Origin of the sequence: Methyloversatilis sp. NSM2 (genome assembly GCF_038066675.1) — a bacterium.
GTDB lineage: Bacteria > Pseudomonadota > Gammaproteobacteria > Burkholderiales > Rhodocyclaceae > Methyloversatilis > Methyloversatilis discipulorum_A.
Window position 1 is genome coordinate 863387 of sequence record NZ_JBBUKV010000001.1, and the last position, 22539, is coordinate 885925.

27 protein-coding genes are annotated in these 22539 nt (G+C 66.3%); 17 read left to right on the top strand and 10 right to left on the bottom strand.

The window, feature by feature from the left end; all coding sequences use genetic code 11:
• Window positions 1–2: 2 nt before the first annotated feature.
• Window positions 3–965: an arsenosugar biosynthesis radical SAM (seleno)protein ArsS gene (gene arsS / locus WJU27_RS03935; protein ID WP_020164889.1), complete on the bottom strand. Its 963-nt coding sequence runs from the start codon at window positions 963–965 to the stop codon at window positions 3–5.
• Window positions 966–1101: 136 nt separating this feature from the next.
• Between arsS and acuI the strand changes: the two genes are divergently transcribed.
• The 3 genes from acuI to WJU27_RS03950 all read left to right on the top strand — a co-directional run bounded on the left by acuI (window position 1102) and on the right by WJU27_RS03950 (window position 2871).
• Window positions 1102–2091: an acrylyl-CoA reductase (NADPH) gene (gene acuI / locus WJU27_RS03940; protein WP_020164888.1), complete on the top strand. Its 990-nt coding sequence runs from the start codon at window positions 1102–1104 to the stop codon at window positions 2089–2091.
• Window positions 2092–2217: 126 nt separating this feature from the next.
• Window positions 2218–2535: a c-type cytochrome gene (locus WJU27_RS03945; RefSeq protein ID WP_019918046.1), complete on the top strand. Its 318-nt coding sequence runs from the start codon at window positions 2218–2220 to the stop codon at window positions 2533–2535.
• A gap of 12 nt (window positions 2536–2547) precedes the next feature.
• On the top strand, window positions 2548–2871 hold the full coding sequence (locus tag WJU27_RS03950; protein ID WP_019918047.1) for a c-type cytochrome: 324 nt from the start codon (window positions 2548–2550) through the stop codon (window positions 2869–2871).
• 73 nt (window positions 2872–2944) lie between these two features.
• Here WJU27_RS03950 and WJU27_RS03955 read toward each other — a convergent pair whose 3' ends face one another.
• From WJU27_RS03955 to WJU27_RS03980, 6 genes are all read right to left on the bottom strand, one after another.
• On the bottom strand, window positions 2945–3742 hold the full coding sequence (locus WJU27_RS03955) for a fused MFS/spermidine synthase (protein ID WP_341421187.1): 798 nt from the start codon (window positions 3740–3742) through the stop codon (window positions 2945–2947).
• The gene (gene minE / locus WJU27_RS03960; protein WP_019918050.1) at window positions 3739–3996 is read right to left on the bottom strand and encodes a cell division topological specificity factor MinE; all 258 of its coding nucleotides are present in this window, start codon (window positions 3994–3996) and stop codon (window positions 3739–3741) included. Before minE ends, WJU27_RS03955 begins: the two co-directional genes overlap by 4 nt.
• Before the next feature lie 2 nt (window positions 3997–3998).
• Window positions 3999–4814, bottom strand: a complete 816-nt coding sequence (gene minD, locus WJU27_RS03965; RefSeq protein ID WP_081629099.1) for a septum site-determining protein MinD — start codon at window positions 4812–4814, stop codon at window positions 3999–4001.
• 20 nt (window positions 4815–4834) lie between these two features.
• On the bottom strand, window positions 4835–5635 hold the full coding sequence (minC, locus tag WJU27_RS03970; protein WP_341421188.1) for a septum site-determining protein MinC: 801 nt from the start codon (window positions 5633–5635) through the stop codon (window positions 4835–4837).
• Window positions 5636–5697: 62 nt separating this feature from the next.
• Window positions 5698–6570, bottom strand: coding sequence for an Hsp33 family molecular chaperone HslO (hslO, locus tag WJU27_RS03975; protein ID WP_341421189.1), 873 nt, complete (start codon window positions 6568–6570; stop codon window positions 5698–5700).
• Complete coding sequence (locus WJU27_RS03980; protein ID WP_020164883.1) at window positions 6567–6911, bottom strand: Spx/MgsR family RNA polymerase-binding regulatory protein; 345 nt, start codon at window positions 6909–6911, stop codon at window positions 6567–6569. The genes hslO and WJU27_RS03980 overlap by 4 nt, the downstream gene beginning before the upstream one ends.
• Before the next feature lie 204 nt (window positions 6912–7115).
• On the opposite strand from WJU27_RS03980, the gene WJU27_RS03985 reads away from it, so the two are divergent.
• Window positions 7116–7598, top strand: a complete 483-nt coding sequence (locus WJU27_RS03985) for a hypothetical protein (protein ID WP_020164882.1) — start codon at window positions 7116–7118, stop codon at window positions 7596–7598.
• 65 nt (window positions 7599–7663) lie between these two features.
• Here WJU27_RS03985 and WJU27_RS03990 read toward each other — a convergent pair whose 3' ends face one another.
• Window positions 7664–8062 (bottom strand): hypothetical protein, encoded by a 399-nt coding sequence (locus WJU27_RS03990; RefSeq protein ID WP_232416029.1) that lies wholly within the window; start codon window positions 8060–8062, stop codon window positions 7664–7666.
• A 77-nt stretch (window positions 8063–8139) separates the two neighbouring features.
• Complete coding sequence (gene ppk1, locus WJU27_RS03995; RefSeq protein WP_020164880.1) at window positions 8140–10236, bottom strand: polyphosphate kinase 1; 2097 nt, start codon at window positions 10234–10236, stop codon at window positions 8140–8142.
• Between the two features lie 155 nt (window positions 10237–10391).
• Between ppk1 and ppx the strand changes: the two genes are divergently transcribed.
• Genes ppx through WJU27_RS04025 form a run of 6 tightly spaced genes read left to right on the top strand, consistent with a single transcriptional unit; the run spans window position 10392 to window position 16078 of the window.
• Entirely contained in the window at window positions 10392–11894 is a 1503-nt protein-coding gene (gene ppx / locus WJU27_RS04000) for an exopolyphosphatase (protein WP_296811830.1), read from the top strand.
• An 8-nt stretch (window positions 11895–11902) separates the two neighbouring features.
• Window positions 11903–13024, top strand: a complete 1122-nt coding sequence (locus WJU27_RS04005) for an MlaE family ABC transporter permease (RefSeq protein WP_341421192.1) — start codon at window positions 11903–11905, stop codon at window positions 13022–13024.
• Window positions 13021–13791, top strand: a complete 771-nt coding sequence (locus WJU27_RS04010; protein WP_020164877.1) for an ABC transporter ATP-binding protein — start codon at window positions 13021–13023, stop codon at window positions 13789–13791. Before WJU27_RS04005 ends, WJU27_RS04010 begins: the two co-directional genes overlap by 4 nt.
• 2 nt (window positions 13792–13793) lie before the next feature.
• Entirely contained in the window at window positions 13794–14762 is a 969-nt protein-coding gene (locus tag WJU27_RS04015; RefSeq protein WP_020164876.1) for an MlaD family protein, read from the top strand.
• A gap of 12 nt (window positions 14763–14774) precedes the next feature.
• Window positions 14775–15365 (top strand): ABC-type transport auxiliary lipoprotein family protein, encoded by a 591-nt coding sequence (locus tag WJU27_RS04020; RefSeq protein WP_296811823.1) that lies wholly within the window; start codon window positions 14775–14777, stop codon window positions 15363–15365.
• On the top strand, window positions 15362–16078 hold the full coding sequence (locus tag WJU27_RS04025) for a GAF domain-containing protein (RefSeq protein WP_304003351.1): 717 nt from the start codon (window positions 15362–15364) through the stop codon (window positions 16076–16078). The genes WJU27_RS04020 and WJU27_RS04025 overlap by 4 nt, the downstream gene beginning before the upstream one ends.
• Window positions 16079–16114: 36 nt before the next feature.
• On the opposite strand, the gene gcvH is transcribed toward WJU27_RS04025, so the two are convergent.
• Window positions 16115–16492 (bottom strand): glycine cleavage system protein GcvH, encoded by a 378-nt coding sequence (gcvH, locus tag WJU27_RS04030; protein ID WP_304003352.1) that lies wholly within the window; start codon window positions 16490–16492, stop codon window positions 16115–16117.
• Between the two features lie 81 nt (window positions 16493–16573).
• Here gcvH and WJU27_RS04035 point away from each other — a divergent pair, with 81 nt between their 5' ends.
• From WJU27_RS04035 to rluB, 7 genes are read left to right on the top strand one after another with little or no spacing between them, the layout of a single operon-like run.
• Window positions 16574–17431, top strand: a complete 858-nt coding sequence (locus WJU27_RS04035) for a 3',5'-nucleoside bisphosphate phosphatase (RefSeq protein WP_341421193.1) — start codon at window positions 16574–16576, stop codon at window positions 17429–17431.
• 36 nt (window positions 17432–17467) lie between these two features.
• Window positions 17468–18094: an L-threonylcarbamoyladenylate synthase gene (locus WJU27_RS04040; protein WP_341421194.1), complete on the top strand. Its 627-nt coding sequence runs from the start codon at window positions 17468–17470 to the stop codon at window positions 18092–18094.
• Between the two features lie 35 nt (window positions 18095–18129).
• Window positions 18130–18786 carry a site-2 protease family protein gene (locus WJU27_RS04045; RefSeq protein WP_341421195.1) on the top strand — a complete coding sequence of 219 codons (657 nt, stop codon included), beginning with the start codon at window positions 18130–18132 and terminating at the stop codon, window positions 18784–18786.
• Between the two features lie 18 nt (window positions 18787–18804).
• Window positions 18805–20007 (top strand): tryptophan--tRNA ligase, encoded by a 1203-nt coding sequence (locus tag WJU27_RS04050; protein ID WP_341421196.1) that lies wholly within the window; start codon window positions 18805–18807, stop codon window positions 20005–20007.
• The gene (locus tag WJU27_RS04055) at window positions 20007–20846 is read left to right on the top strand and encodes a segregation and condensation protein A (RefSeq protein ID WP_341421197.1); all 840 of its coding nucleotides are present in this window, start codon (window positions 20007–20009) and stop codon (window positions 20844–20846) included. The genes WJU27_RS04050 and WJU27_RS04055 overlap by 1 nt, the downstream gene beginning before the upstream one ends.
• The gene (gene scpB, locus WJU27_RS04060; protein WP_019918072.1) at window positions 20803–21375 is read left to right on the top strand and encodes an SMC-Scp complex subunit ScpB; all 573 of its coding nucleotides are present in this window, start codon (window positions 20803–20805) and stop codon (window positions 21373–21375) included. The genes WJU27_RS04055 and scpB overlap by 44 nt, the downstream gene beginning before the upstream one ends.
• Window positions 21365–22474: a 23S rRNA pseudouridine(2605) synthase RluB gene (gene rluB / locus WJU27_RS04065; protein ID WP_341421200.1), complete on the top strand. Its 1110-nt coding sequence runs from the start codon at window positions 21365–21367 to the stop codon at window positions 22472–22474. Before scpB ends, rluB begins: the two co-directional genes overlap by 11 nt.
• Window positions 22475–22539: the final 65 nt, after the last annotated feature.

The following is a 22539-nucleotide window of genomic DNA, read 5'->3' on the forward strand; positions in this document are numbered from 1 at the left end:
GTTCAGTTCAGTGCGCCGCCACAGGACGAACCCTGTCCGGCGGTACAGCCATAGCAGTGATCGGCCACCACCACCGGATTGCCATCGAGATCGCGCCCCAGCAGTTGCGACAGATGGGTGCGCGGCCGTCCCTCGATGCGCAGCGGCAACCCCAGCATCTGGTTGAAGTCGCAGTCGTACACGTGGCCCTGCCAGTCCACGCTCAACTGGTTGCGGCACATCACGTTCTGCAGGTTGTCGTCACGGTGGGCGCCGCGCAGCAATTCCATGTAGCCGGAGAACAGACCCTTGGACACCAGCGTCGAACCGAAGCGCTGGATCGGCATGTTGGCCAGCGTCAGCAGGCGGGTAAACACGATGCCGTATGCGCGCCCGAGGTGCTCGCGATACGCCCCTTCCAGCTGGGCCTGCGGCGGTGGCAGTGCGGGGCCCTGCGGGTTGAACACCAGATTCAGTTCGAGACCGCCGTCCGCCCGGCCGTAGCCGAGCGCATTCAGTTGCTTCAGTCCGGCGATGCTGCGTGCGAACACGCCGCTGCCGCGCTGCCGGTCGACGTTGTCCTCCAGGTAGCAGGGCAGCGACGCGGTCACCTGCACGCTCTGCTCGGCCAGGAAGGCCGCCAATCCCTCGTGGCCCGGTTCGGACAGGATGGTGAGGTTGCAGCGGTCCATCACCGACACGCCGAGCGCGCGCGCCTCGACCACCAGCGCGCGGAAGTGCGGATTCATTTCCGGTGCGCCGCCGGTCAGATCGAGCTGACGAACGTCGCTGGCGCGGATGAAGTCGAGCACGGCGCGGATGTTCTCGGCGCTCATCTGTTCGGTGCGCGTCGGGCCTGCATTCACGTGGCAGTGCAGGCAGCTCTGGTTGCAGGTGTAGCCCAGATTGACCTGCAGCACTTCGGTGCGATGGCGGCGCAGTGGCGGGAAGTCGGTGCGGGACAGCAGCGGCAGGGTGGCGTGCATGCGGAGAAGTCCTCGATGTCTGTGCGGCAGCAGACCGCCTGCGGGCGGAAAACCTTACGGCCGGGCTGCAGTATGCTTCGCCGGCAGCGGGACACGTCATCGACGCTCCCGGGCTAACGACCGGAGGAAAGAAAGAATGTTCAAGGGCATATTGCTGGAGCAGGGCGAGGGCGGCAAGACGATCGCCAGCTTGAAGGATATCGACGACGCAGCGCTGCCCGAAGGCGATGTGCGCGTCGCCGTCAGCTGGTCCAGCCTCAATTACAAGGACGCGCTGGCCATCACCGGGCGCAGCCCCATCGTGCGCAAGTGGCCCATGGTGCCGGGCATCGATTTCGCCGGCACGGTGGAACAGAGCAGTCACCCGCTGTGGAAGGTGGGCGACCCGGTCGTGCTGACCGGCTTCGGCGTCGGCGAAGGTCACTGGGGCGGTCTGGCACAGCGCGCTCAGGTGAAGGGCGACTGGCTGGTCGGCCTGCCGGCGGGGCTGGATGCGAAGCATGCGATGGCGGTCGGCACCGCCGGTTTTACCGCCATGTTGTGCGTGATGGCGCTGGAACGTCACGGCCTGCAGCCGGGTGATGGCGAGGTGCTGGTGACGGGCGCCAGCGGCGGCGTCGGCTCGGTTGCCGTGGCGCTGCTCGCCAGGCTCGGTTACCGCGTGGTGGCCAGCACCGGCCGGCTGGAGGAGACCGATTACCTGAAATCGCTGGGCGCCGAATCGGTGATCGACCGCGCCACGCTGTCGGCGCCCGGCCGGCCGCTGGCGAAGGAGCGCTGGGCGGGCGTCGTCGACAGCGTCGGCTCGCACACGCTGGTCAATGCCTGCGCGGCGACGCGCGAGAACGGTGCGGTGGCGGCCTGTGGGTTGGCGCAGGGCATGGATTTCCCGGCCACGGTGGCGCCCTTCATCCTGCGCGGCGTCACGCTGTACGGCATCAACAGCGTCACCGTCGCTCGCGCCCCGCGCGAGGCGGCCTGGGCACGCATCGTGCGCGACATGCCGATGGACCTGCTGGACCGCATCACGCAGGTGGTGCCGCTGGCCGATGTGATCACCGTGGCCCCGCGATTCATCGATGGTCAGGTGCGCGGCCGTCTCGTGGTCGACACTTCGGTGGTCTGAGGAGCACCGGCGGCGCGGTTGCCAAGCACTGTTGCGGCGCACTAATTTTGACGCTCATCAAGTACTTGGCTAAACTGCGCCGCGATTTTGCAGGAATCCACTTCAACCCATAAGAAGAGAGACTCGATGAGCGCCAGGACCCTTCTTGCTGTCGTAGCCGTCTGCGCCAGCCCGCTCGCCTTCGCTGCCGAGGGCAATGCCGACGCAGCCAAGGACAAGATTTCGATGTGCGTCGGCTGTCACGGCATTCCGGGCTACCAGACCGCATTCCCGAAGACCTACAAGGTGCCCCGCATCGGCGGTCAGTACCCGGAGTACATCGTTGCCGCGCTGCAGGCCTACAAGAACGGTGACCGCAAGCACCCGACGATGACCGGTATCGCTGCCAGCCTGACCGAGCAGGACATGGCCGACCTCGCTGCCTACTACGGCGCCCAGAAATAAGGAACGCAGGCCATGATGAAGAAATTCGCATTCGTTGCGCTCGCCGCCATGGTGGGCATGTCCGTCGCCCACGCTGGCGATGCCGCAAAGGGCAAGGAAAAGTCGGCTGCCTGCGCCGCCTGTCATGGTGCCGACGGCAACAGCCCGGCACCGGCGTTCCCGCGCATCGGCGGTCAGCACGAGGACTACCTGCTGCAGGCGCTGCAGCAGTACAAGAAGGGCACGCGCAAGAACGCCATCATGGCGGCTCAGGTCGGTGCGCTGAGTGATCAGGACATGGCCGATCTGGCCGCCTACTTCGCGTCGCAGGCCGGTCCGCTGGTCACCCGTCGCTGAGTTTGCGTCTCTGCTCCAACAAAAAAGCCGGCATTGCCGGCTTTTTTGTTGCCCGCCGGCCGTGCGGCGCCGTTCAGAGCTTGAGGCGTCCGCCCGGGCAGTAACCGGCCTTTTCGAGCCGGCTCAAGGTCGGTGCGAGATTCAGCGTGGTCTGCGCGCGCAGCTGGCGCGCACGCTCGCGCAAGGTGTCGAGCGACAGGTCGATCACCTCGGTGCCGCCGGCGACGCAGATCGCATTGCCTTCATCCAGTGACGGCAGCACCAGCGCACGCCCGTCGTGGGCGTCGATCAGGCGCTGCGCACTGGCGCGGAAGCCGCGCGTGCGACCGAACATGTTCAGACTGACGCGCCCGTCGGCGGCAAGGTGCGCGCGGCAGTGCTGGTGAAAGGCGGCGGTATCGAGCGCATTGGCGCGTGCCCGGTGGTCATAGCCATCGACCAGGATGAAGTCCCATTCCGACTCGGTTTCGGCGACAAACTTCGCGCCGTCGCCGATGACGATGCGCAGACGCTCATCCTCGGCCGGCAACCGGAAATGCATCGCCGCGACGGCCGGCATGCGCGGATCGATCTCGACCACGGTGATGTCCGACTGCGGGCAGTAACGATGCAGGAACTTGGTGACCGAGCCAGCACCCAGCCCGATCACCAGCACGCGCGCAGGCCATGCGTCGTGCGGCGCGAACAGCAGCGGCAGCATCATTTCGCGCGTGTACTCGAGCTCGAGCGCGAACGGGCGCGCGACGCGCATGGCGCCCTGCACCCATTCGGAACCGAAGTGCAGGTAGCGCACGCCGGCCGCCTCGGACACGTCTATCGAGTTGCGCGGTGTCTTCGTGCGGCCGCTGCCCAACAGCGACGCGAGGTTCAATTGCGCTGCTCGGGCAGCACGATGTTGACTTCGAGTACCTCGTAGTTGTCCTGCTTTTCGAGCTGGACCTTGATGTCTTCCGGGTTCACGCGCACGTATTTCGAAATCACCGCGACCAGTTCCTGCTGCAGCGCCGGCAGGAAGTCGGGCGCCGAGTTCGATCCGCGCTCGCGCGCGATGATGAGCTGCAGGCGTTCCTTCGCGATCGAGGCGGTCTTCTGCTTCTGGCCGAAGATCAGGGAAAGCAGGGACATGCTTACTTCCCTCCGAACAGGCGCTTGAGCAGGCCGGGCTTTTCGTAGTCGACGAAGCGCAGCGGGCGCTCTTCGCCGAGGAAGCGCGCAACCACGTCCTCATACGCCTGGGCGACGTCGCTGCCTTCCATGTGGATGGCCGGCGTGCCCTGGTTCGAGGCCTGCAGCACGATTTCCGATTCCGGGATCACGCCCAGCACCGGGATGCGCAGGATTTCCTGCACGTCGACGTGGCTCAGCATTTCGCCTTCGACGGCGCGCTTGGGCGAGTAGCGGGTGACCACCAGATGTTCCTTCACCGGCTCGCGGCCGTCGCGCGCGCGGCGCGATTTCGACTGCAGGATGCCAAGTATGCGGTCCGAGTCGCGCACCGAACTGACTTCCGGATTGGTCACGATGACCGCCTCATCGGCGAAGGTGAGCGCCATCACCGCGCCGTGCTCGATGCCGGCCGGCGAGTCGCACACGATGTAGTCGAAACCCATGTCGGCGAGGTCCTTCAGCACCTTCTCGACGCCTTCTTCGGTCAGCGCGTCCTTGTCGCGCGTCTGCGAGGCGGGCAGCACGAACAGGTTTTCGCAGTGCTTGTCCTTGATCAGCGCCTGGGTCAGGTTGGCTTCGCCGTGGATCACGTTCACGAAGTCATACACCACGCGGCGTTCGCAGCCCATGATGAGGTCGAGATTGCGCAGGCCGACGTCGAAATCGATCACCGCGGTCTTCTTGCCGCGCAGTGCGAGGCCGGACGAAAACGCGGCGCTGGTCGTGGTCTTGCCCACGCCGCCCTTGCCGGATGTGACGACTACGATACGGGTCACTGTGTTCTCCCTCTTGTGATTCAGGTGGTCGCCAAAGCGGCGACGGTCAATACCTGTTTGTCCGAATGGTCTTCCAGGCGCACGTGCGCCGGTCGGCGCAGCAGTTCGCCGCTGGCCGTGTGTTCGAAGGTCCTGTACACGCCGGCGATCGACACCAGTTCCGCCTCGAAGCAGGTGGTGAAGATGCGCGCCTGCGTGTCGCCCGAGGCGCCGGCCAGCGCGCGGCCGCGCAGCGGCGCGTAGACGTGGATGTTGCCGTCGGCGATCACTTCGGCGCCGGCGCTGACCATGGCCAGCACCACCAGATCGCAGCCACGCGCGTAGATGCGCTGACCGGAGCGCAAGGGCTTGTCGATGATTTCGGTGCGCCGCTGGGCCTGCGTGACCACGGCTTCCGGCGCGCTTGCGACCACGGGCTCGGGTGCAGGTGCAGGTGCAGGTGCCGGGGCCGGCGTTTCGGGCGCGGATTCCGGTGTGGGTGCCGGTACGGCGCGCGGCGCGCTCTCGGCTGCCAGCACGGCCATGCCGAGCGCGCGCGCTTCGTCGGCCGCCTCATCGCACGCGGCCTGCACGGCCACGGCGGTCAGCGCGTGCCGGCCAAGTGCGTCGCGGATGGCTGGCAGGTCGGGGCGGGCGTCGGCCGGCAGTTCGCTGCAGTCGATCACCACCGGTTCGCCGGAGAAGAAGCCGGGCATGTTGCCGAGCCGTGCGTCGAGCGCCGCGGCGATGGCCGAGCTTTCATCGCTGCGCAGCACGGCACGCATCGCTTCGAGCGTGGCGCTTTTGAGTTCTATGGCCGAAGTATCGGGCTTGCGCGCCATGGGGAGTCCGCGGGAAATGTCGAAAGTCTACTCAGTGCCCGACCTGCGGGCAACACGGCTCTTCAATGCACTGCAGCCGGCGGATCGCCGAACAGGCGGGCGATGTCGGCCGCGCTGAAGCGGTAGTCGTGATTGCACATGTCGTCATGGATGTGCAGCTCGCCCTTCTCGGCGAGGATGGATTCGACCTCGGCGCGGCCCAGCGACAGCACCAGCCGACGGACCTTTTCCTCGTCGCGCGGGCAGTGATGGCGGGGCGTCTGTGCTTCGAACACGCGGATGCCGCCTGCCTGTATCTCCTCGTGGAACAGTCGTCCGAGCAGCGTTTCGCTGTCCAGCGTCTTCAGTTCGTTCGGCGTCACCGTGGCGGCCAGATGGCACACCCGCGCCCAGCCGTCGGGATCGCGCTGGTCGGCGCCCGGGAGTTTCTGCAGGAACAGTCCGCTCGCCGTATCGCCGTCGGCAGCCAGCCACAGTGCGGTGGGCTGCTGTTCGGACTGTTCGAGGAAATGTTCGAACACCTCGGCCACCGTCGCGCCTTCGAGTGGTACCACGCTTTGGTAGGGCGTAGGCGCGCTTTCCGGCTGCATGGTCATGACCAGATGGCCGTCGCCCAGCAGTTCGGGCAGCGGTGCTTCGACCAGATCGGCCGGCGCACTCGCCATGCCGCGGATGCGCAATTGCTGGTCGCAATCGACCACCAGCATGCTCACCGCGCCATTGCCGCGCACCTGAACGGTCAGCCGGCCCGGCTGCTTGAGCTGGCCGCCCACCATCAGCGACACCACGGTCACCTCGCCGAGCAGGCGCGTCACGACGGGCCCGTAGCCGCGGCCACGCAGCATGGACTGCCAGCCTTCAGACAGGCGTACGCGGGCGCCGCGTATGTCCAGACCTTCGAACATGAAGCGCTGGATCAGGTCAGTCGCGCTCATCCGAGCACCTCCGCCCAGCGTTGCGGATCGAAACCGATCAGCAGTTCGCCGCCGTGATCGACGATGGGCCGGCGGATGGCCGACGGGTTGGCGCTGAGCAGCGCGAACGCGCGATCGGCGTCGAGGTCGGTGGTCTGGTCGGGCGGCAGCTTGCGGAAGGTGGTGCCACGCGTATTGACGACGGCCTGCCAGCCGGCGCGGCGTATCCAGTCGGCCAGGGCGTCTGCCGGCACGCCGTCCTTCTTGTAGTCATGCAGCTGGAAATCGATGTGCCGGTCGGCAAGCCAGGCGAAGGCGCGCGACATCGTGTCGCAGCGCTTGATACCGAAGACGCGAAGCATGGGGCGTACAGGGGTGAAATCCGCAGAGCGCGCATTGTACGTCGCACGGCCCGCCGCTGCTGCGGGTGACAATTGCCCTCCCGGGGCTGGCGTCATCGTGCTGCAATGGTTAAGATTTGGAAAATTTATCCGAAACAACAAACTGGCACGCGAAATTGATCGGCTTTTTAAGATCGTTCGCGGCATCAACAGTGGGAGACGTGCATGATGTTTCGACGCCCGGGCCTCTATGCCCTGACGCTGGTTTTCGGATTTTCGATGTTTGCCGCCGATGTCGCGCTTGCCGCGCGTTCGGTCGCCAGCGGCAAGCAGGTCAAGTCGGCGGTCCGCCCTGCGGCCAAGATCGCCTCCAAGAAACGTGTTTCGCCCACCGTGCAGGCCGCGGCCAAGCGCTCGGCGCCGCTTGCTGTCGCGGTGCCGGCCTTCCGCCCGCCGAAGCCGCCGGCGCAGCGTCACTATGCGGTGGATGGCAGCACCTTCTACGCCGATGGCGTACGGGTGCGCGCCGCCGGTCTGGAGGGGATTGAAATGGCGGGTGCCTCAGGCATGGCCAAGCAGCGTTTGCAGCAACTGCTCGATTCCGGTCGAGTCAGCATCGAACCGCTGGGCATGGACGGAGGTGACGTGACGCTGGCCCGGGTAAGGGTCGACGGACGCGATGTGAGCGAACTGGTCAGCACGCGCTGAGTCGTTCCAAAGAAAAAAGGCCCGGTAGTCACCGGGCCTTTTTTCTTTGTCCTGTCGTCCGAGGATCAGCCTGCGGTCAGCGCCGGGTTCCGGCTGCCGTGTGTTTCCTTCGCGGCCGGTGCCTCGTCCACCACTGCCTCGTCGGCGACCGTTTCGGCGTCGACCGGCTTCAGCTTGCGGGCGTTTTTCGGGTTGACCGTCGGCAGCACGACCTCGATCTTGTTCTGCGTCATGTAGTCGTTCATCTCGCGCCAACCGGCGAAGATGGCGGCCTTCGACGCCTTCGGGTTCAAGGCGTAACAGTCCTCGAGTGCGCGGCCAGCGTGGCGGCAGGCGCCGCCGACGGCCTTGGCCTCCAGTTCCTTCTGCGCCGCGGCGCGATTGGGATCGGGAATGGGCAACTTGTCGCACCCAGTCACGAGGACTGCGCACGCGATCAGCACGATGGAGGGGACAGCTTTCACCTTGGAAGCGCTTCCGGAAACTGGGCACACACCCGGTTTACGGCAGCGCACGCCGCTGCTTGAGCGCGCCGCCCGACTCAGAGTGCGCCGCGCGAGTACTCGGCCAGCAGCGTGTCCTGCGCACAATGCCGCGCGGCGCGCGATACCCGGCGCCGGTAGCGGCCATCCGGTTCCATTTCCCAGGACTGACTGTTGTCCAGCAGATACGGGCGCAGGCCTTCCTTCATGATGCGTCGCTTCAGCTTCGGATCGAGCACCGGGAAAGCCACCTCGATGCGGCGGAAGAAGTTGCGCTCCATCCAGTCGGCGCTGGCGAGGTAGAGCTTTTCCTCGCCGTCGGCGTGGAAGTGATAGATGCGCGAATGTTCGAGGAAGCGGCCGACCACCGAGCGTACGGTGATCTTGTCCGACAGGCCGGGTACGCCCGGGCGCAGCGCGCAGACGCCACGCACGATGAGGTCGATGTCCACGCCGGCCTGACTGGCCGCGTAAAGCGCTTCGATGGTTTCGTCCTCGACCAGTGAATTCATCTTGGCGATGATGCGGCCCTTGCGGCCGGCGCGCGCGTTTTCCGCTTCCTGCCCGATGGCGGCGATCACATTGCTGTGCAGCGTGAAGGGCGCCTGCCACAGGTGCGTCAGCGTGCCGGCGTGGCCGAGGCCAGTCAGCTGCTTGAACACTTCGTTCACGTCCTCGCCGATCTGCTCGTTCGCGGTCATCAGGCCGAAATCGGTGTAGAAGCGGGCGGTGCGCGGGTGGTAGTTGCCGGTACCGAGGTGCACGAAGCGGCGGAAGCGGTGCACGCCATCCACCTGCTCGCGCCGCACCACCATCAGCAACTTGGCGTGCGTCTTGTAGCCGAACACGCCATAGACGACATGTGCGCCGGCCTCTTCAAGGCGCGACGCCCAGTTGATGTTCGCTTCCTCGTCGAAGCGCGCCATCAGCTCGACCACGACGGTGACTTCCTTGCCCTTCAGTGCGGCGCGCACCAGCGCTTCCATCAGCACCGAGTCGGTGCCGGTGCGGTACACCGTCATCTTGATCGCGACGACCTCAGGGTCGTCGACCGCCTGCTGCACCAGGTCGATCACCGGCTTGAAGGACTGGAAGGGGTGATGCAGCAGCAGGTCCTGCTTGCGGATCATGGCAAAGATGTCGTAGCGCTTTTCCATCGTGCGCGGTACCTGCGGTACGAAGGGCGGGTATTTCAGATCGGGGCGCTCGACCCAGTCCGGCACCTGCATCAGGCGCACGAGGTTCACGATGCCCGGTGCGCGGTAGAGGTCGTCGCGCGTCAGGTTGAACTGCTGCAGCAGGAAATCCGCCATGTGCTCGGAACAGTTGTCCGCGACTTCCAGCCGTACGGCGTCGCCGTAATGGCGTTGCGGCAGTTCGCCCTGCAGCGCCTGGCGCAGGTTCTTCACCTCTTCCTCGTCGAGAAAGAGGTCGGAATTGCGGGTGACGCGGAACTGGTAGCAGCCGAGCACGTTCATGCCTTCGAACAGGTCGCCGACATTCATGTGCATGGCCGACGACAGGAACACGAAGCCGTGGTCAACGCCGGTCAGTTCCTTCGGCAGCTTGATCACGCGTGGCAGCGCGCGCGGCGCCTGCACGATGGCGTAGCGCGAACTGCGGCCGAAGGCGTCGCGGCCTTCCAGCTCGACGGCGAAGTTCAGACTCTTGTTCAGCACGCGCGGGAAGGGGTGCGAGGGGTCGAGCCCGATCGGCGTCAGCACCGGCATCAGTTCGCGCATGAAGTAGTCGCGCACCCAGTCGCGTTGCGCTTCGGTCCAGTCGCCGCGGCGCAGGAACACGATGCCTTCCTTTTCCAGCAGCGGCAGGATGACGTCGTTGAGCAGCGAATACTGTTCGGCGATCAGCTGATGCGCTTCGGCAGCGATCAGGCGCAGTGCTTCCTGCGCGGAGCGGCCATCCGAGGTGACGCCACGGGCGCCCATGCGGATGTGTTCGCGCAGACCGCCGATGCGGACCTCGAAGAACTCGTCGAGGTTGCTCGACACGATGCACAGGAATTTCAACCGTTCGAGCAGCGGTACGCGCTCGTCCGCCGCCTGCGCCAGTACGCGCCGGTTGAAGGCGATCAGCGACAGTTCGCGGTTGATGAAGTGATCGGGTGCGTAGCGCGGCACCGGCAGGATGGACGGCATGATCGGTTTCTGTCTCTAAAGTTGTTGTTATGCGACCCGGTATTTTGTGACACAAGTGCTATGGAATTATTACAGCGTCCGGGCGCCTCGTGCTTGACGGCGCGCGGCTTGCGCGCTGCTACACTCCGCGCTGATCTCTTTTATTGCGCCGCCGCATGAGCTACGAACTTCTCGCCGCCGTCGACCTCGGGTCCAACAGTTTCCGGCTCCAGGTGGCGCGGGTGATCGATGACCAGATCTACCCGCTGGACGGCGTGAAGGAAACCGTCCGCCTCGCGGCCGGTCTGGGGCACGGCAAGTTGCTCGACGGGGCGTCGCAGCTCAGGGGCCTGGAGGCGCTGTCACGTTTCAACGAACGTCTGCGCGGCTTCGCGCCTGACCAGGTGCGCGCGGTGGCCACCAACACGCTGCGGGTGGCGAAGAACGCGCCGCAGTTCCTGCCGCAGGCCGAGGCGGCGCTCGGCTTCCCGATCGAGGTGATCGCCGGGCGCGAGGAGGCGCGACTGATCTACGTCGGCGTTGCCCACACGCTTCCCAATCCATCCAGCCAGCAACTGGTGGTCGATATCGGCGGCGGCTCTACCGAGTTCATCATCGGTCGCAGCTTCGAGCCGATGGCGCTCGAATCGCTCTACATGGGCTGCGTCGCCTTCAGCCTGCGCTACTTTCCCGACGGTCGCATGGACAAGAAGTCGCTGCGCGAAGCCGAACTGGCGGCGCGGCGCGAACTGGAAACCATAGAGCAGGACTACCGTTCGCTCGGTTGGGACGAGGCGGTGGGTTCCAGCGGCACTGCGCGCGCGCTGCTCGACATCATGGAACTGAACGGCTGGTGCCAGGGCGCGCTGACGCGTGAAGGCATGGACAAGCTGCGTTCGCTGCTGCTGCGCGTCGGTGACGTGAACCGTCTTGGCGTCGCCGGGCTCCGTCCTGACCGCCTGCCGGTGCTGGCCGGCGGCTTTGCCATCATGTCGGCGGTGTTCGACGCCTTCCGACTCGAACGCATGAGTTTCTCCGAGGGGGCGCTGCGGCTGGGCGTGCTGTACGACCTGCTCGGGCGCTATCACCATCGTGACCTGCGCGATGCGACGGTGCTGCAGTTCGTACGCCGCTATCAGGTGGACCAGCGGCAGGCCGATCGTGTCCACGCCACCGCGCTCAAGCTCTACCGGCAGCTTGAGCCGGACGCCAGCGACGATCATCCGGATCTGCACCTGCTGAGCTGGGCGGCGCGCCTGCACGAACTGGGCATTTCGGTGGCGCACGCCGGCTATCACAAGCACAGCGCTTACATCGTCGGCAACGCCGACATGCCGGGCTTCTCGCGCATGGACCAGGCGCGACTCGCGCGGCTGGTGCTGGCGCACCGCGGCAAGCTGGAGAAGGTGAATTCAGCCGCCGCCGACCTGCGCGACTGGCCGCTCATCCTCTGTCTGCGGCTGGCCGTGCTGCTGCATCGCAGCCGCGACGACTACGACGAACTGCCGCTGCGCCTCGACCGCAGTGGCGCGGGCTACGTCATGTCGGCTCGCGCCGAGTGGCTGTCGGCGTCACCGCTGACCGCAGCCAGCCTGCACGACGAACAGCGCCTGTGGGCGGCCATAGGCATCGAGCTGCGGCTGCGGCCGCAGCGCGGCAAAGGCCAGTCGGCCGCCTGAACGCAAGCATGGGCGTCCCGACGATCGCGTTCGAGATGTCGGGGCCGTTGCGCATTGCCGTGCTTGCCGGCGACTGGACGCTGACAGGACTGGAAGGGCGCCTCGACGCCTTGCGTGCGCAACTTGCCGCGGCCGAAGCAGGTGAGATCGAGAGCTGGAATCTCGCCGCCGTGAGCCGTCTCGATTCGCTCGGCGCCAGCGTGCTGTGGCGCGGCTGGGGCGACCGGCTGCCTGAGCGGCTGGAGGCTGATCCGCGCACGCGCAGGATGCTGGAATCGGCGGCGACGCTCGGAGTACGCCGCCGTGCCAGCGCACCGCAATCACGTTTCGGCGATTCGGTTGTCGCGCTCGGTCGCGTCGGCATCGCGCTGTGGCGGCAGCTGATCGGCATGATTGCGCTGACCGGCCAGATGCTGTTCGATCTCGCCGCCGCAGTGCGTCGCCCGCACGACGCGCCGCTGCGCGAGCTGTCGGCCAATCTGTACAAGACCGGCGTGACGGCGCTGCCGATCACCGCGCTGGTGGGCTTCCTGATCGGCGTCGTGCTGTCCTACCTGTCGGCGCTGCAACTGAAGACCTTCGGCGCCGACGTGTTCATCATCAACATCCTTGGCATCGGCATCGTGCGCGAACTGGGGCCGGTGCTGGTGGCGGTGCTGGTGGCCGGACGCTCCGGCTCGGCGATGACGGCGCAGCTCGGCGTGATGCGGGTGACCGAAGAGATTGACGCGCTGACCACGATGGGCGTGCCGGCCACGCTGCGGCTGGTGCTGCCCAAGGTGCTGGCGCTGCTCGCGGCGATGCCGCTGCTGGTGCTGTGGACCTCGTCGTCGGCGCTGTTCGGCGGCATGGTGGCGGCGTCGATACAGCTGGACATCAGCTACGGTTTCTTTCTCGAAACGCTGCCGCGCGTAGTGCCGATCGCCAATCTCTACATCGGCCTGGGCAAGGGCCTCGCTTTCGGGCTGGTGATTGCGCTGGTCGCCTGCCACTTCGGACTGACGGTCAAGCCGAACACCGAGAGTCTGTCGGCCAACACGACGCGTTCGGTGGTCAGTGCGATCACCTGCGTCATCCTGGTCGACGCGGTGTTCGCCATTGCCACGCGCCATATCGGCATGCCGACATGAACGACGCGGTCATCGACATCCGCGGGCTGGTCACGCGCTTCGGCAGCAATGTCGTGCATGACGGACTGGATCTCGCGCTGCCGGCCGGCGAGGTGCTCGCGCTGGTCGGCGGTTCGGGCAGCGGCAAGACCACGCTGCTGCGCCAGGTGATCGGCCTGCTGCGGCCGCAGCAGGGACAGATAAGGGTGTTCGGTCAGCCGCTCTTTTCCGGCGATGCGCTGGCCGACCGCCAGTTGCGGCGTCGTTTCGGCGTGCTGTTCCAGCAGGGTGCGCTGTTTTCCGCACTCAACGTGCTGGAGAACATCGCCTTTCCGCTGCGCGAGCTGCGCTGGCTCGATCGCGATGCCATCAACGATCTGGTCATGATCAAGCTGGCCATGGTCGAACTGGAACCGCAGCATGCCTGGCTGATGCCGGCCGAACTGTCGGGCGGCATGATCAAGCGGGTTGCACTGGCGCGCGCGCTGGCGCTCGAACCGGAGCTGCTGCTGCTCGACGAGCCGACAGCCGGCCTCGATCCGGACCGCTCGGAGGCTTTTGTCGCGCTGATCCGCCGCTTGCGTGATCAGCTTGGTCTGACCGTGGTGCTGGTGACCCACGATCTCGACACACTGGCTGCGCTGGCGACACAGGTCGCTGTGCTCGGCGAGCGACGTATACTCGCCTACGGTCCACTTGATCACGTCATGAAACACGATCATCCCTTCATCCGCAGTTTCTTCTGCGCCGAACGCATGTCGCGCGTGCTCGCGCGCAGCGGGAGCTGATCATGGAGAGCCGCGCCCACGCACTGGCTGCAGGTCTTTTCCTGCTGCTGATGAGCGTCGCCGTCGGGCTGGCGATCTGGTATCTGTCGAGCGGGGACGACGCCGGACAGGAGTACCTGCTGGTGACCACGGCCGATGTCGGTGGCCTGAGTCCTCAGGCACAGGTGCGCTACCGCGGCATCCGTGTCGGCAAGGTGAGAGATATTTCCATCAACCCGGACGACCCGCGCGAAATCCATGTCCGCATCTCGATTCCGGCGCGCTATCCGGTGACCGCAGGCACGCGCGCCGAACTTGGCTATCTCGGCGTGACCGGTCTGGCGCTGATCGAGATGACGGACGATGGCTCCGACCCGACGCCGCTGTCGCCGGCCGACGCGCGCATCCCGCTGCGCGGTTCGCAGTTCGGCGGACTGGGCAACAAGGCCAGCGACACGATGGACGTGATGCGTCAGGTGCTGTTGCGGCTGCATGTGCTGCTCGACGACCGCAATCTCGAACGCATAGGTGCGACGTTGGGCAGCCTGCAGTCGGCGACTGCGCACCTGGACCGGACGCTGGTCCATCTGCCGGGGGTCGCCGGCGATCTGCGTGAAACGCTGCAGCGTGCGCAGGCATTGCTGTCGGCTGAAAATCTCGAACGTAGCGGGCGCATTCTCAGTCAGCTGGAAGCAGTCAGCGCCCAGGGTGAGCCGCTGGCGCAGGAACTGCGAATCGCGCTGGCATCGATGCAGCAGCTGTCATCGCGGCTCGACGCGCTGGCTGCCAGCATGGGGCAGCAGATCAACGGCGACACCTTGCCGCGGCTGCAGACCCTGCTCGACGAGGCGAACCGCGACGCCCGCCAGTTGCGCCGTGTGCTGGGCGAACTCGAGTCTTCGCCACAGATGCTGCTGCTCGGGCGCGAGACGCAACAGCCGGGGCCCGGCGAGCCCGGTTTCGAACCCGCCGCCGGCAGAGCGCGCGACTGAGGAGCATCGGAGATGAAAGCACTTTGGGCAAGCGCGCTGCTGTCGATCACGCTGGCCGCTTGCGGGCCGCTGCTGCCGCGTTCGCCGACGCCGGAACTTCACGATCTGGGCAGCCAGCGCGCCGCGCGCCCGTTGGCGCGCGTGCCGGTGCTGACCGATGTGCGTGCGCCGAACTGGCTGGACGGCACTGCCATCCACTATCGCCTTGCGTACGAGAGCGAAACGCGCCGGCGCAGTTACGCATTGAGCCGCTGGGCGGCACCACCGGCCGAACTGCTGTCAGTCGCGCTGCGACGCATGCTGGACAGCCCGGGGGCGTCGTCGACCTGTCGTCTGGTGGTCGAGCTGGACGAGTTCATACAGGTGTTCGAGCAGCCGCAGGAGTCGGCCGCGCTGATATCCGGGGTCGCCACACTGGTCGGCGCCAACGGCAGGACCATCGTCGACCGCATCCGCTTCTCGCTGACCGAGAAGGCGACCGGTGCCGATGCGCCGTCCGGCGTTGCTGCGCTGTCGCGGGGCGTCGATGCGCTCGGTGTGCGGATCGCCGACTGGCTTGATCGGGCGGAGGCTGAAGGGCTGAGCAGGAGGTGTGAATCATGAATCCGGGAAATGCAGCGCCACGCGACAACGGTCTGCTGCAGGCGGCATTGGATCAGGTCGCCGAGACGTGCTGGGCGCGCCTGCCATGCGAGCGCGTCACCATCATGCTGGCCGACGGCGAGGGGCACGACGCAGTGCTGGGCATCGCGGCCTGGCGTGGCGAACTGGCGCAGGAAGTGGTCAATGCGCGGGTGAGCAGCGGCAGTTCGGTGGCCGGTGAGGTGTTCGCCAGCGGCCGGGCGCGGCGTGTCATCGACGCCGACGCGCCGCAGGCGGGCGGCCGGGCGCGCGGCGAGGGCGGCAGCTTCATCTGCACGCCGCTGCCGCTCGACGGACGCATACTGGGCGTGATCAACGTGCGACGCGGTCGCGGTCAGCCGGCGTTCACGGAGGAGGAGGAGGGCATGCTGGACTGCCTCGCGCTGTTCGGCGGCAAGTCGGTGCAGACCGCGCAACTTGCCTTCCTGGTCAAATCGGAGTTCGCGCAGCGGGCGCTGCAGGGCGAGGAGGTGACGGCGCTGGCGGAAGCCTTCTCGCAAGGGGCGGCCCAGCCGGCGCAGGTGGCGCGCATGCTGGCGAAATCCTTCTATCGGGAAATGAAGGCGGCCGGTTTCGGCAACAACCAGATTGTCGGCGCGGCGGGCGAGATCATCGACCAGCTGTCTGCCAGTCTGCGCAAGCACGGCCAGCGCATGGAGCGCGGCCGGCAGTGAATCATCGGCGCCGGGGCTGGCCGGCGCCGCGTCGCGTCAGCCGAGCGAGGCGCTGTAGGCGTCGGCGCTCAGCAGCTCGTCCAGTTCGGCCGCATTGTCCGGCTTGATGACGAACATCCAGGCGCCGTAGGGATCCTGATTGACCGATTCAGGCTGGTCGGCGACCGGGGCATTGACCGCGGTGACCGTCCCCGACACCGGGGCGTGGATGTCGGAGGCCGACTTGACCGATTCGATCACCGCCATCGCCTCGGTACGGGCGACGGTGCGGCCGACATCGGGCAGCTGCAGAAAGACCACATCTCCGAGGGCATCCTGCGCGTGGTCGGTGATGCCGACCGTCACGGTGCCATCCTGTTCGACCCTGACCCATTCGTGTGTGTCGGTGTAGCGAAGATTGTCCGGATGATTCATTGCTGTTTCCTGGTGGGTTTGACCGGGCAAGATTGTAGCCGCGCAGGACCGTCAGCGGCCGCCTGCTAGAATCCCAAAGTTATGAATGCCGATCTGCACTGTCACTCCTGCCACTCCGACGGCGTACTGTCGCCGGCCGCGCTCGCCGCGCGCGCCGCGGCCAATGGCGTCGAACTGTGGTCGCTCACCGATCACGACAACCTCGGCGGACTCGACGAAGCGCGCGAGCAGGCGCGTGTGCTGGGCATGCGTTTCATTAATGGCGTCGAGATTTCCGTCACCTGGCACGGCACCACCATCCACATCGTCGGGCTCGGCATCGATCCGCGCCACGCGCCGCTGGAGCAGGGACTGGCCAGCGTGCGCAGCGGCCGCGACGAGCGCGCATTGCGCATGGCCGAGGCGCTGGAAGCGCTGGGCGTGCGCGACGCCTACGCCAACGCGATGCGCCATGCCGGCAATCCGTCGCTCGTCGGTCGGTCACACTTCGCACGCGTGCTGGTCGAGCAGGGCTATGCACCGGACGTGCATGCGGTGTTCCACGACTATCTGGTGCGCGGTCGTCCCGGCTACATCGAACACCAATGGACGGCGCTGGAGCAGGCGGTGGCGTGGATACGCGGCGCCGGCGGCGTCGCCGTGGTCGCCCATCCGGGCCGCTATCGCATCTCCGGCGATCAGTTGCTGCGCCTGCTGGGCGACTTCCGCGATGCCGGAGGGCAGGCCATCGAAGTGGTGTCCGGCTCGCACGGCGAGGCCGAGGTCAGGCAATTCGCCCGGCTGGCCCGCGATTTCGGTTTCTACGCTTCCCGCGCATCCGACTTCCATGCGCCGGACGAAAGTCCGATCGATCTCGGACGAGGCGCGCATCTGCCGGCCGGTGTCGAACCGGTGTGGCATGCGCCTGAGCTCGGTTCGCGTGTCGCCTGCCTGGCCTGACGCCGCTTTTCCACACCCTCTGACGAATACATCCACGTGGCACAGCTTTTCACCGTACATCCCGACAATCCGCAACCCCGTCTGATACGACAAGCCGCCGACATCCTCCGGGATGGCGGGCTGGCGGCCATTCCGACCGACTGCGCCTGGTCGCTGGTCGGTCACGTGGGCGACGCCCGTGTGCTCGAACGCATCCGTCGCATCCGTGACGTGGACGTGCATCACCACTTCACGATGATGTGCCGTGATCTTTCGGACATCGCCAACCTCGCCAAGGTCGATAACGCTCAGTTCCGGCTTCTGAAGAGTGCGACGCCGGGACCCTACACCTTCATTCTCGAGGCGACGCGGGAGCTGCCGCGGCGCATTCTGCATCCGAAGCGCAAGACGATCGGCCTGCGGGTGCCGGACCATCCGGTCGTGTCGGCACTGCTGGAGGCGCTGGGCGAACCGCTGCTTGGCTCGACCTTGCTGCTGCCGGGCGAGGAGCTTCCGCTGACCGACGCCGAGGACATCCGCGAGCGCCTGCAGCACGAGCTCGATCTGGTGATCGACGCCGGTCACTGCGGAACGCAACCGACCTCGGTGATCGACCTGTCGTCGGGCACGCCCGAACTGGTACGCGCCGGCGCGGGCGACGTCGCGCGCTTCGGCCTGGACTGACGTGCCGGCCGCGTTCTGCTAGCATCCGCCCGCCTATGGACGAAAGCATTGCACGCTTGGCGGTCATCGTGCTGCCGGTCGTGCTTGCCATTACGCTGCACGAGGCGGCCCACGGATACGCCGCACTGATGAAGGGGGACCCGACCGCGCATCTGGCCGGCCGGATCACCGCCAACCCGTTGAAGCACATCGATCCGGTCGGCACGATACTGGTGCCGCTGGTCATGTACTTCGTTGGTGCGATGACGGGTCACGAGGGCCTGCTGTTCGGCTGGGCCAAGCCGGTGCCGGTCGATTTCTCGCGGCTGCGCCGTCCTAAACAGGATATGTTCTGGGTGGCTGCGGCCGGCCCTGCCGCCAATCTGGTGATGGCATTGGGCTGGGGGCTGGCAATGAAGCTGGCGCTCGGCATGCCCGGTCACTACTTTGCCGAGCCGCTGCTGCTGATGGCCAAGGCCGGCATACTGATCAATCTGGTGCTGATGGTGCTGAACCTTCTGCCCATACCGCCGCTCGACGGCGGACGCATCATGGTGAGCCTGCTGCCGCGCGGTCTGTCCATGGTGTTCGCGCGCATCGAGCCTTACGGCATGTTCATCCTGATCGCGCTGCTGGTGTCGCACGTACTCGACGACATCCTGCGTCCGCTGCTCGTGCTGGCGAACGCGCTGCTGATGTCCCTGCTTTTCTGAACCGGATGAATCGATAACATGTACGCAGAACGCGTTCTTTCCGGCATGCGCCCCACCGGTCGCCTGCATCTTGGTCACTACCACGGCGTGCTGAAGAACTGGGTCAAGCTGCAGCACGAATACCCCTGTCTGTTCTTCGTCGCCGACTGGCACGCGCTGACCACCAATTACGAAGACACGCAGGTGATCGAGCGCAGCGTGTGGGACATGCTGATCGACTGGCTGGCTGCTGGTGTCGATCCCAACCAGGCGACGCTGTTCATCCAGTCGCGGGTACCGGAGCACGCCGAGCTGCATCTGCTGCTGTCGATGATGTGTCCGCTCGGCTGGCTTGAGCGGGTGCCGACCTACAAGGACCAGCAGGAAAAGCTGGCGGACAAGGACCTGGCGACCTACGGCTTCCTCGGCTATCCGCTGCTGCAGTCGGCTGACATCCTGATCTACCGTGCCAATCTGGTCCCGGTGGGCGAGGACCAGGTGCCGCATGTCGAACTGACACGCGAAGTGGCGCGTCGCTTCAACCATCTGTATGGGCGCGAGCCTGGTTTCGAGGACAAGGCGCGTGAGGCGGTGAAGAAGCTGGGCGGCAAGCGCGGCAAGCTGTACGAGGAACTGCGCCGCCTGTACCAGCAGGACGGCAAGGAAGACGCGCTGGCGCAGGGCAAGGCCCTGCTCGAAGAGGCGCAGAGCCTGAGTCTGGGCGACCGCGAGCGTCTGTACGGCTATCTGGAAGGCGGCGGCAAGATGATCCTGGCCGAGCCGGGCGCACTGCTGACCGAGGCGGCCCGCATGCCGGGTCTGGACGGGCAGAAGATGTCCAAGTCCTACAACAACACGCTGATGCTGCGTGAAGAACCCGAGGTCGTCACGAAGAAGATCCGCGGCATGATGACCGACACCCAGCGGGTACGCCGTACCGATCCGGGCGATCCGGACCGCTGCCCGGTGTGGCAGTTCCACGTGATCTACTCGGACGACTCCGTCAAGCAGTGGGTGCAGGAAGGTTGCCGCTCGGCCGGCATCGGCTGCCTGGAGTGCAAGCAGCCCGTGATCGACGCGGTGCTGAAGGAACAGGCGCCGATCCACGAGCGCGCGAAGCAGTACGAGGAAGATCCGATGCTGTTGCGCAACATCGTCGCCGATGGCTGCGAACGCGCGCGCAAGCTGGCGTCGGAAACGATGCGCGACGTGCGCGAGGCCATGGGCCTGAACTACGCCTGATGTCCGGCGAGGCGCTCATGGCTGAACCGGTGCCGGCCGAAACGGCTGCGCCACCGGCGCGCCTGTATGGCGAGGCGCTGGAAAAACTTCCGCTCGACCTGTACATTCCGCCCGACGCGCTCGAAGTGTTCCTGGACGCGTTCCAGGGGCCGCTCGATCTGCTGCTCTACCTGATACGCAAGGCCAACGTCGATATTCTCGACATTCCGATGGCGCCGCTGACCGCGCAATACCTCGTCTACGTCGAGGCGATGCGCTCGCAGCGCCTGGAACTGGCGGCGGAATACCTGCTGATGGCCGCCATGCTGCTCGAGATCAAGTCGCGCATGCTGTTGCCGCGGCCGCCGCGCGAAGCGGCAGACGAGGGCGAGGATCCGCGCGCTGAACTGGTACGCAGGCTGATCGAGTACGAACAGATGAAGGCGGCCGCGCTGGCGCTGGACGCGATTCCGCGCATTCAGCGTGAGCACGAGTGGGTCGGCGTGCAGGTGGCCGAACGGCTGGTCGAGATCCAGCCGAACGTGAGTGCGACCGATCTGCAGCTGGCTTGGCTGGCGCTGATGCGCCGTGCCGACATGACCCGCCATCACAAGGTGACGCGTGAGGCGCTGTCGGTGCGTGAGTTCATGTCCGGCATCCTGCGCCGGCTGCACGAAGAAGGTGATCTGCGCTTCGACCAGTTGTTCGAGGTTGGCGCGCCGGCCGCCCAGATGGTGGTGAATTTTCTCGCGATGCTCGAACTGGCCCGCGAGAACCTGATTGAACTGCTTCAGCTCGAAGCCTTTGCGCCGATTTATGTCCGAACTGCCCGAACAGCCGCAGTCGCCGAGCCCGTCTGAGGTCAAGCGCGTACTCGAAGCCGCGCTGCTCGCCAGCCAGGACGCGATGAGCACCGGCGAACTGCGCAAGTTGTTCGAACAGGAGCTCGACCACGCGTTGATCCGTCGTCTGCTCGACGAGCTGCGCGAGGACTGGGCGGGGCGGGGCATCGAACTGGTCCAGGTGTCGTCCGGCTGGCGTTTCCGCACCACCGCGGACGTTCAGCCCTACCTGGATCGACTGAAGAATGAAAAGCCCGCGAAGTATTCCAGAGCGGTGCTGGAAACGCTGGCGATCATTGCGTACCGCCAGCCGGTGACGCGCGGCGACATCGAGGACATCCGCGGTGTGGCGGTGTCGCCGGGCATCATCAAGGCGCTCGAAGGGCGCGGCTGGATAGACAGCGTGGGTTACCGCGAAGTCCCCGGCCGGCCGGCGCTGTATGCAACGACACGACGTTTTCTCGACGATCTGGGCCTGCGCACGCTCGCTGAGCTGCCGCCGTTGGCCGAACTACAGAAGGTGATGGAATTCAATGATGCAAGGTAGACGCAGACCGGGCGCCGGCGGCGAGGTCAATGGCAATGTGGCCAACTATCGCTCGCAGGACAGCAAACCCAAGCGGCGCGGCCCGGTGGTGTTCAACGAGCCGCAGAAGCTGCACAAGATGCTGGCCGACATGGGCCTGGGTTCTCGCCGCGAGCTGGAAGACTGGATCGTCGCTGGCCGTATCAGCGTCAATTCGCTGCCGGCGCACGTGGGTCAGCGCGTCGGGCCGGAGGACAAGGTCCGCGTCAATGGCAAGCTGATCCACATCCACTTCGCCCAGCGTGCCCCGCGCGTGCTGATCTATCACAAGCCGGAAGGCGAAATCGTGTCGCGCGACGACCCGGAAGGCCGGCCGTCGGTGTTCGACAAGCTGCCCAAGGTGGGTGGTGGCCGCTGGATCGCGGTCGGTCGCCTCGACTTCAATACTTCGGGCCTGCTGGTCTTCACCACCAGCGGTGAGCTGGCCAACAAGCTGATGCATCCGAGCTACGAGCTCGAACGTGAGTACGCGGTGCGGCTGATCGGGGAGCTGACGCCGGAACAGGCGAAGAAGCTGACCGACGGCATCGAGCTCGAGGACGGCATCGCCAAGTTCAATTCGCTGGCCGACGGCGGTGGCGAGGGTTCGAACCACTGGTACCGCGTCACGCTGTCCGAAGGCCGCAACCGCGAGGTGCGCCGCATGTTCGAGGCGATCGGTCTGACGGTGAGCCGCCTGATGCGTGTGCGCTATGGCCCGTTCGAGCTGCCGCGACGTCTGGCACGCGGCAAGTCGGAAGAACTCAAGGCGGATCAGGTCGAGAAGCTGTTGTCGGTGGTGCCCGCCAAGGGCAAGCAGCGCAAGGGCCCGGCGGAAGACGCCCGGCCGCCGGTCGACGGCGAGACGCCGGCATCGCCCAAGCGCGGCCGTCGCCGCGGCCCGCGCAAGCCGCGTGAAGCCGGTGAGGGGGGTAACCGCGCCGCGCCGCAACAGGGCGCGCCGCAACAGGGCGCGCCGTCGCCGAAGGGCGGCGAGGGCGACGCCCCGGCGCGCAAGCGCGCACCGCGCCGCCGTCGCCGCTCGTCGGCCAAGCCAGCGGCAGGCGGCGGCGAGGCCTGACGACATACCACCGTTGGGCGGGGCCGTCCATCCTTGCAGCTTGAGGGGATGGATGGCCTCTGTTA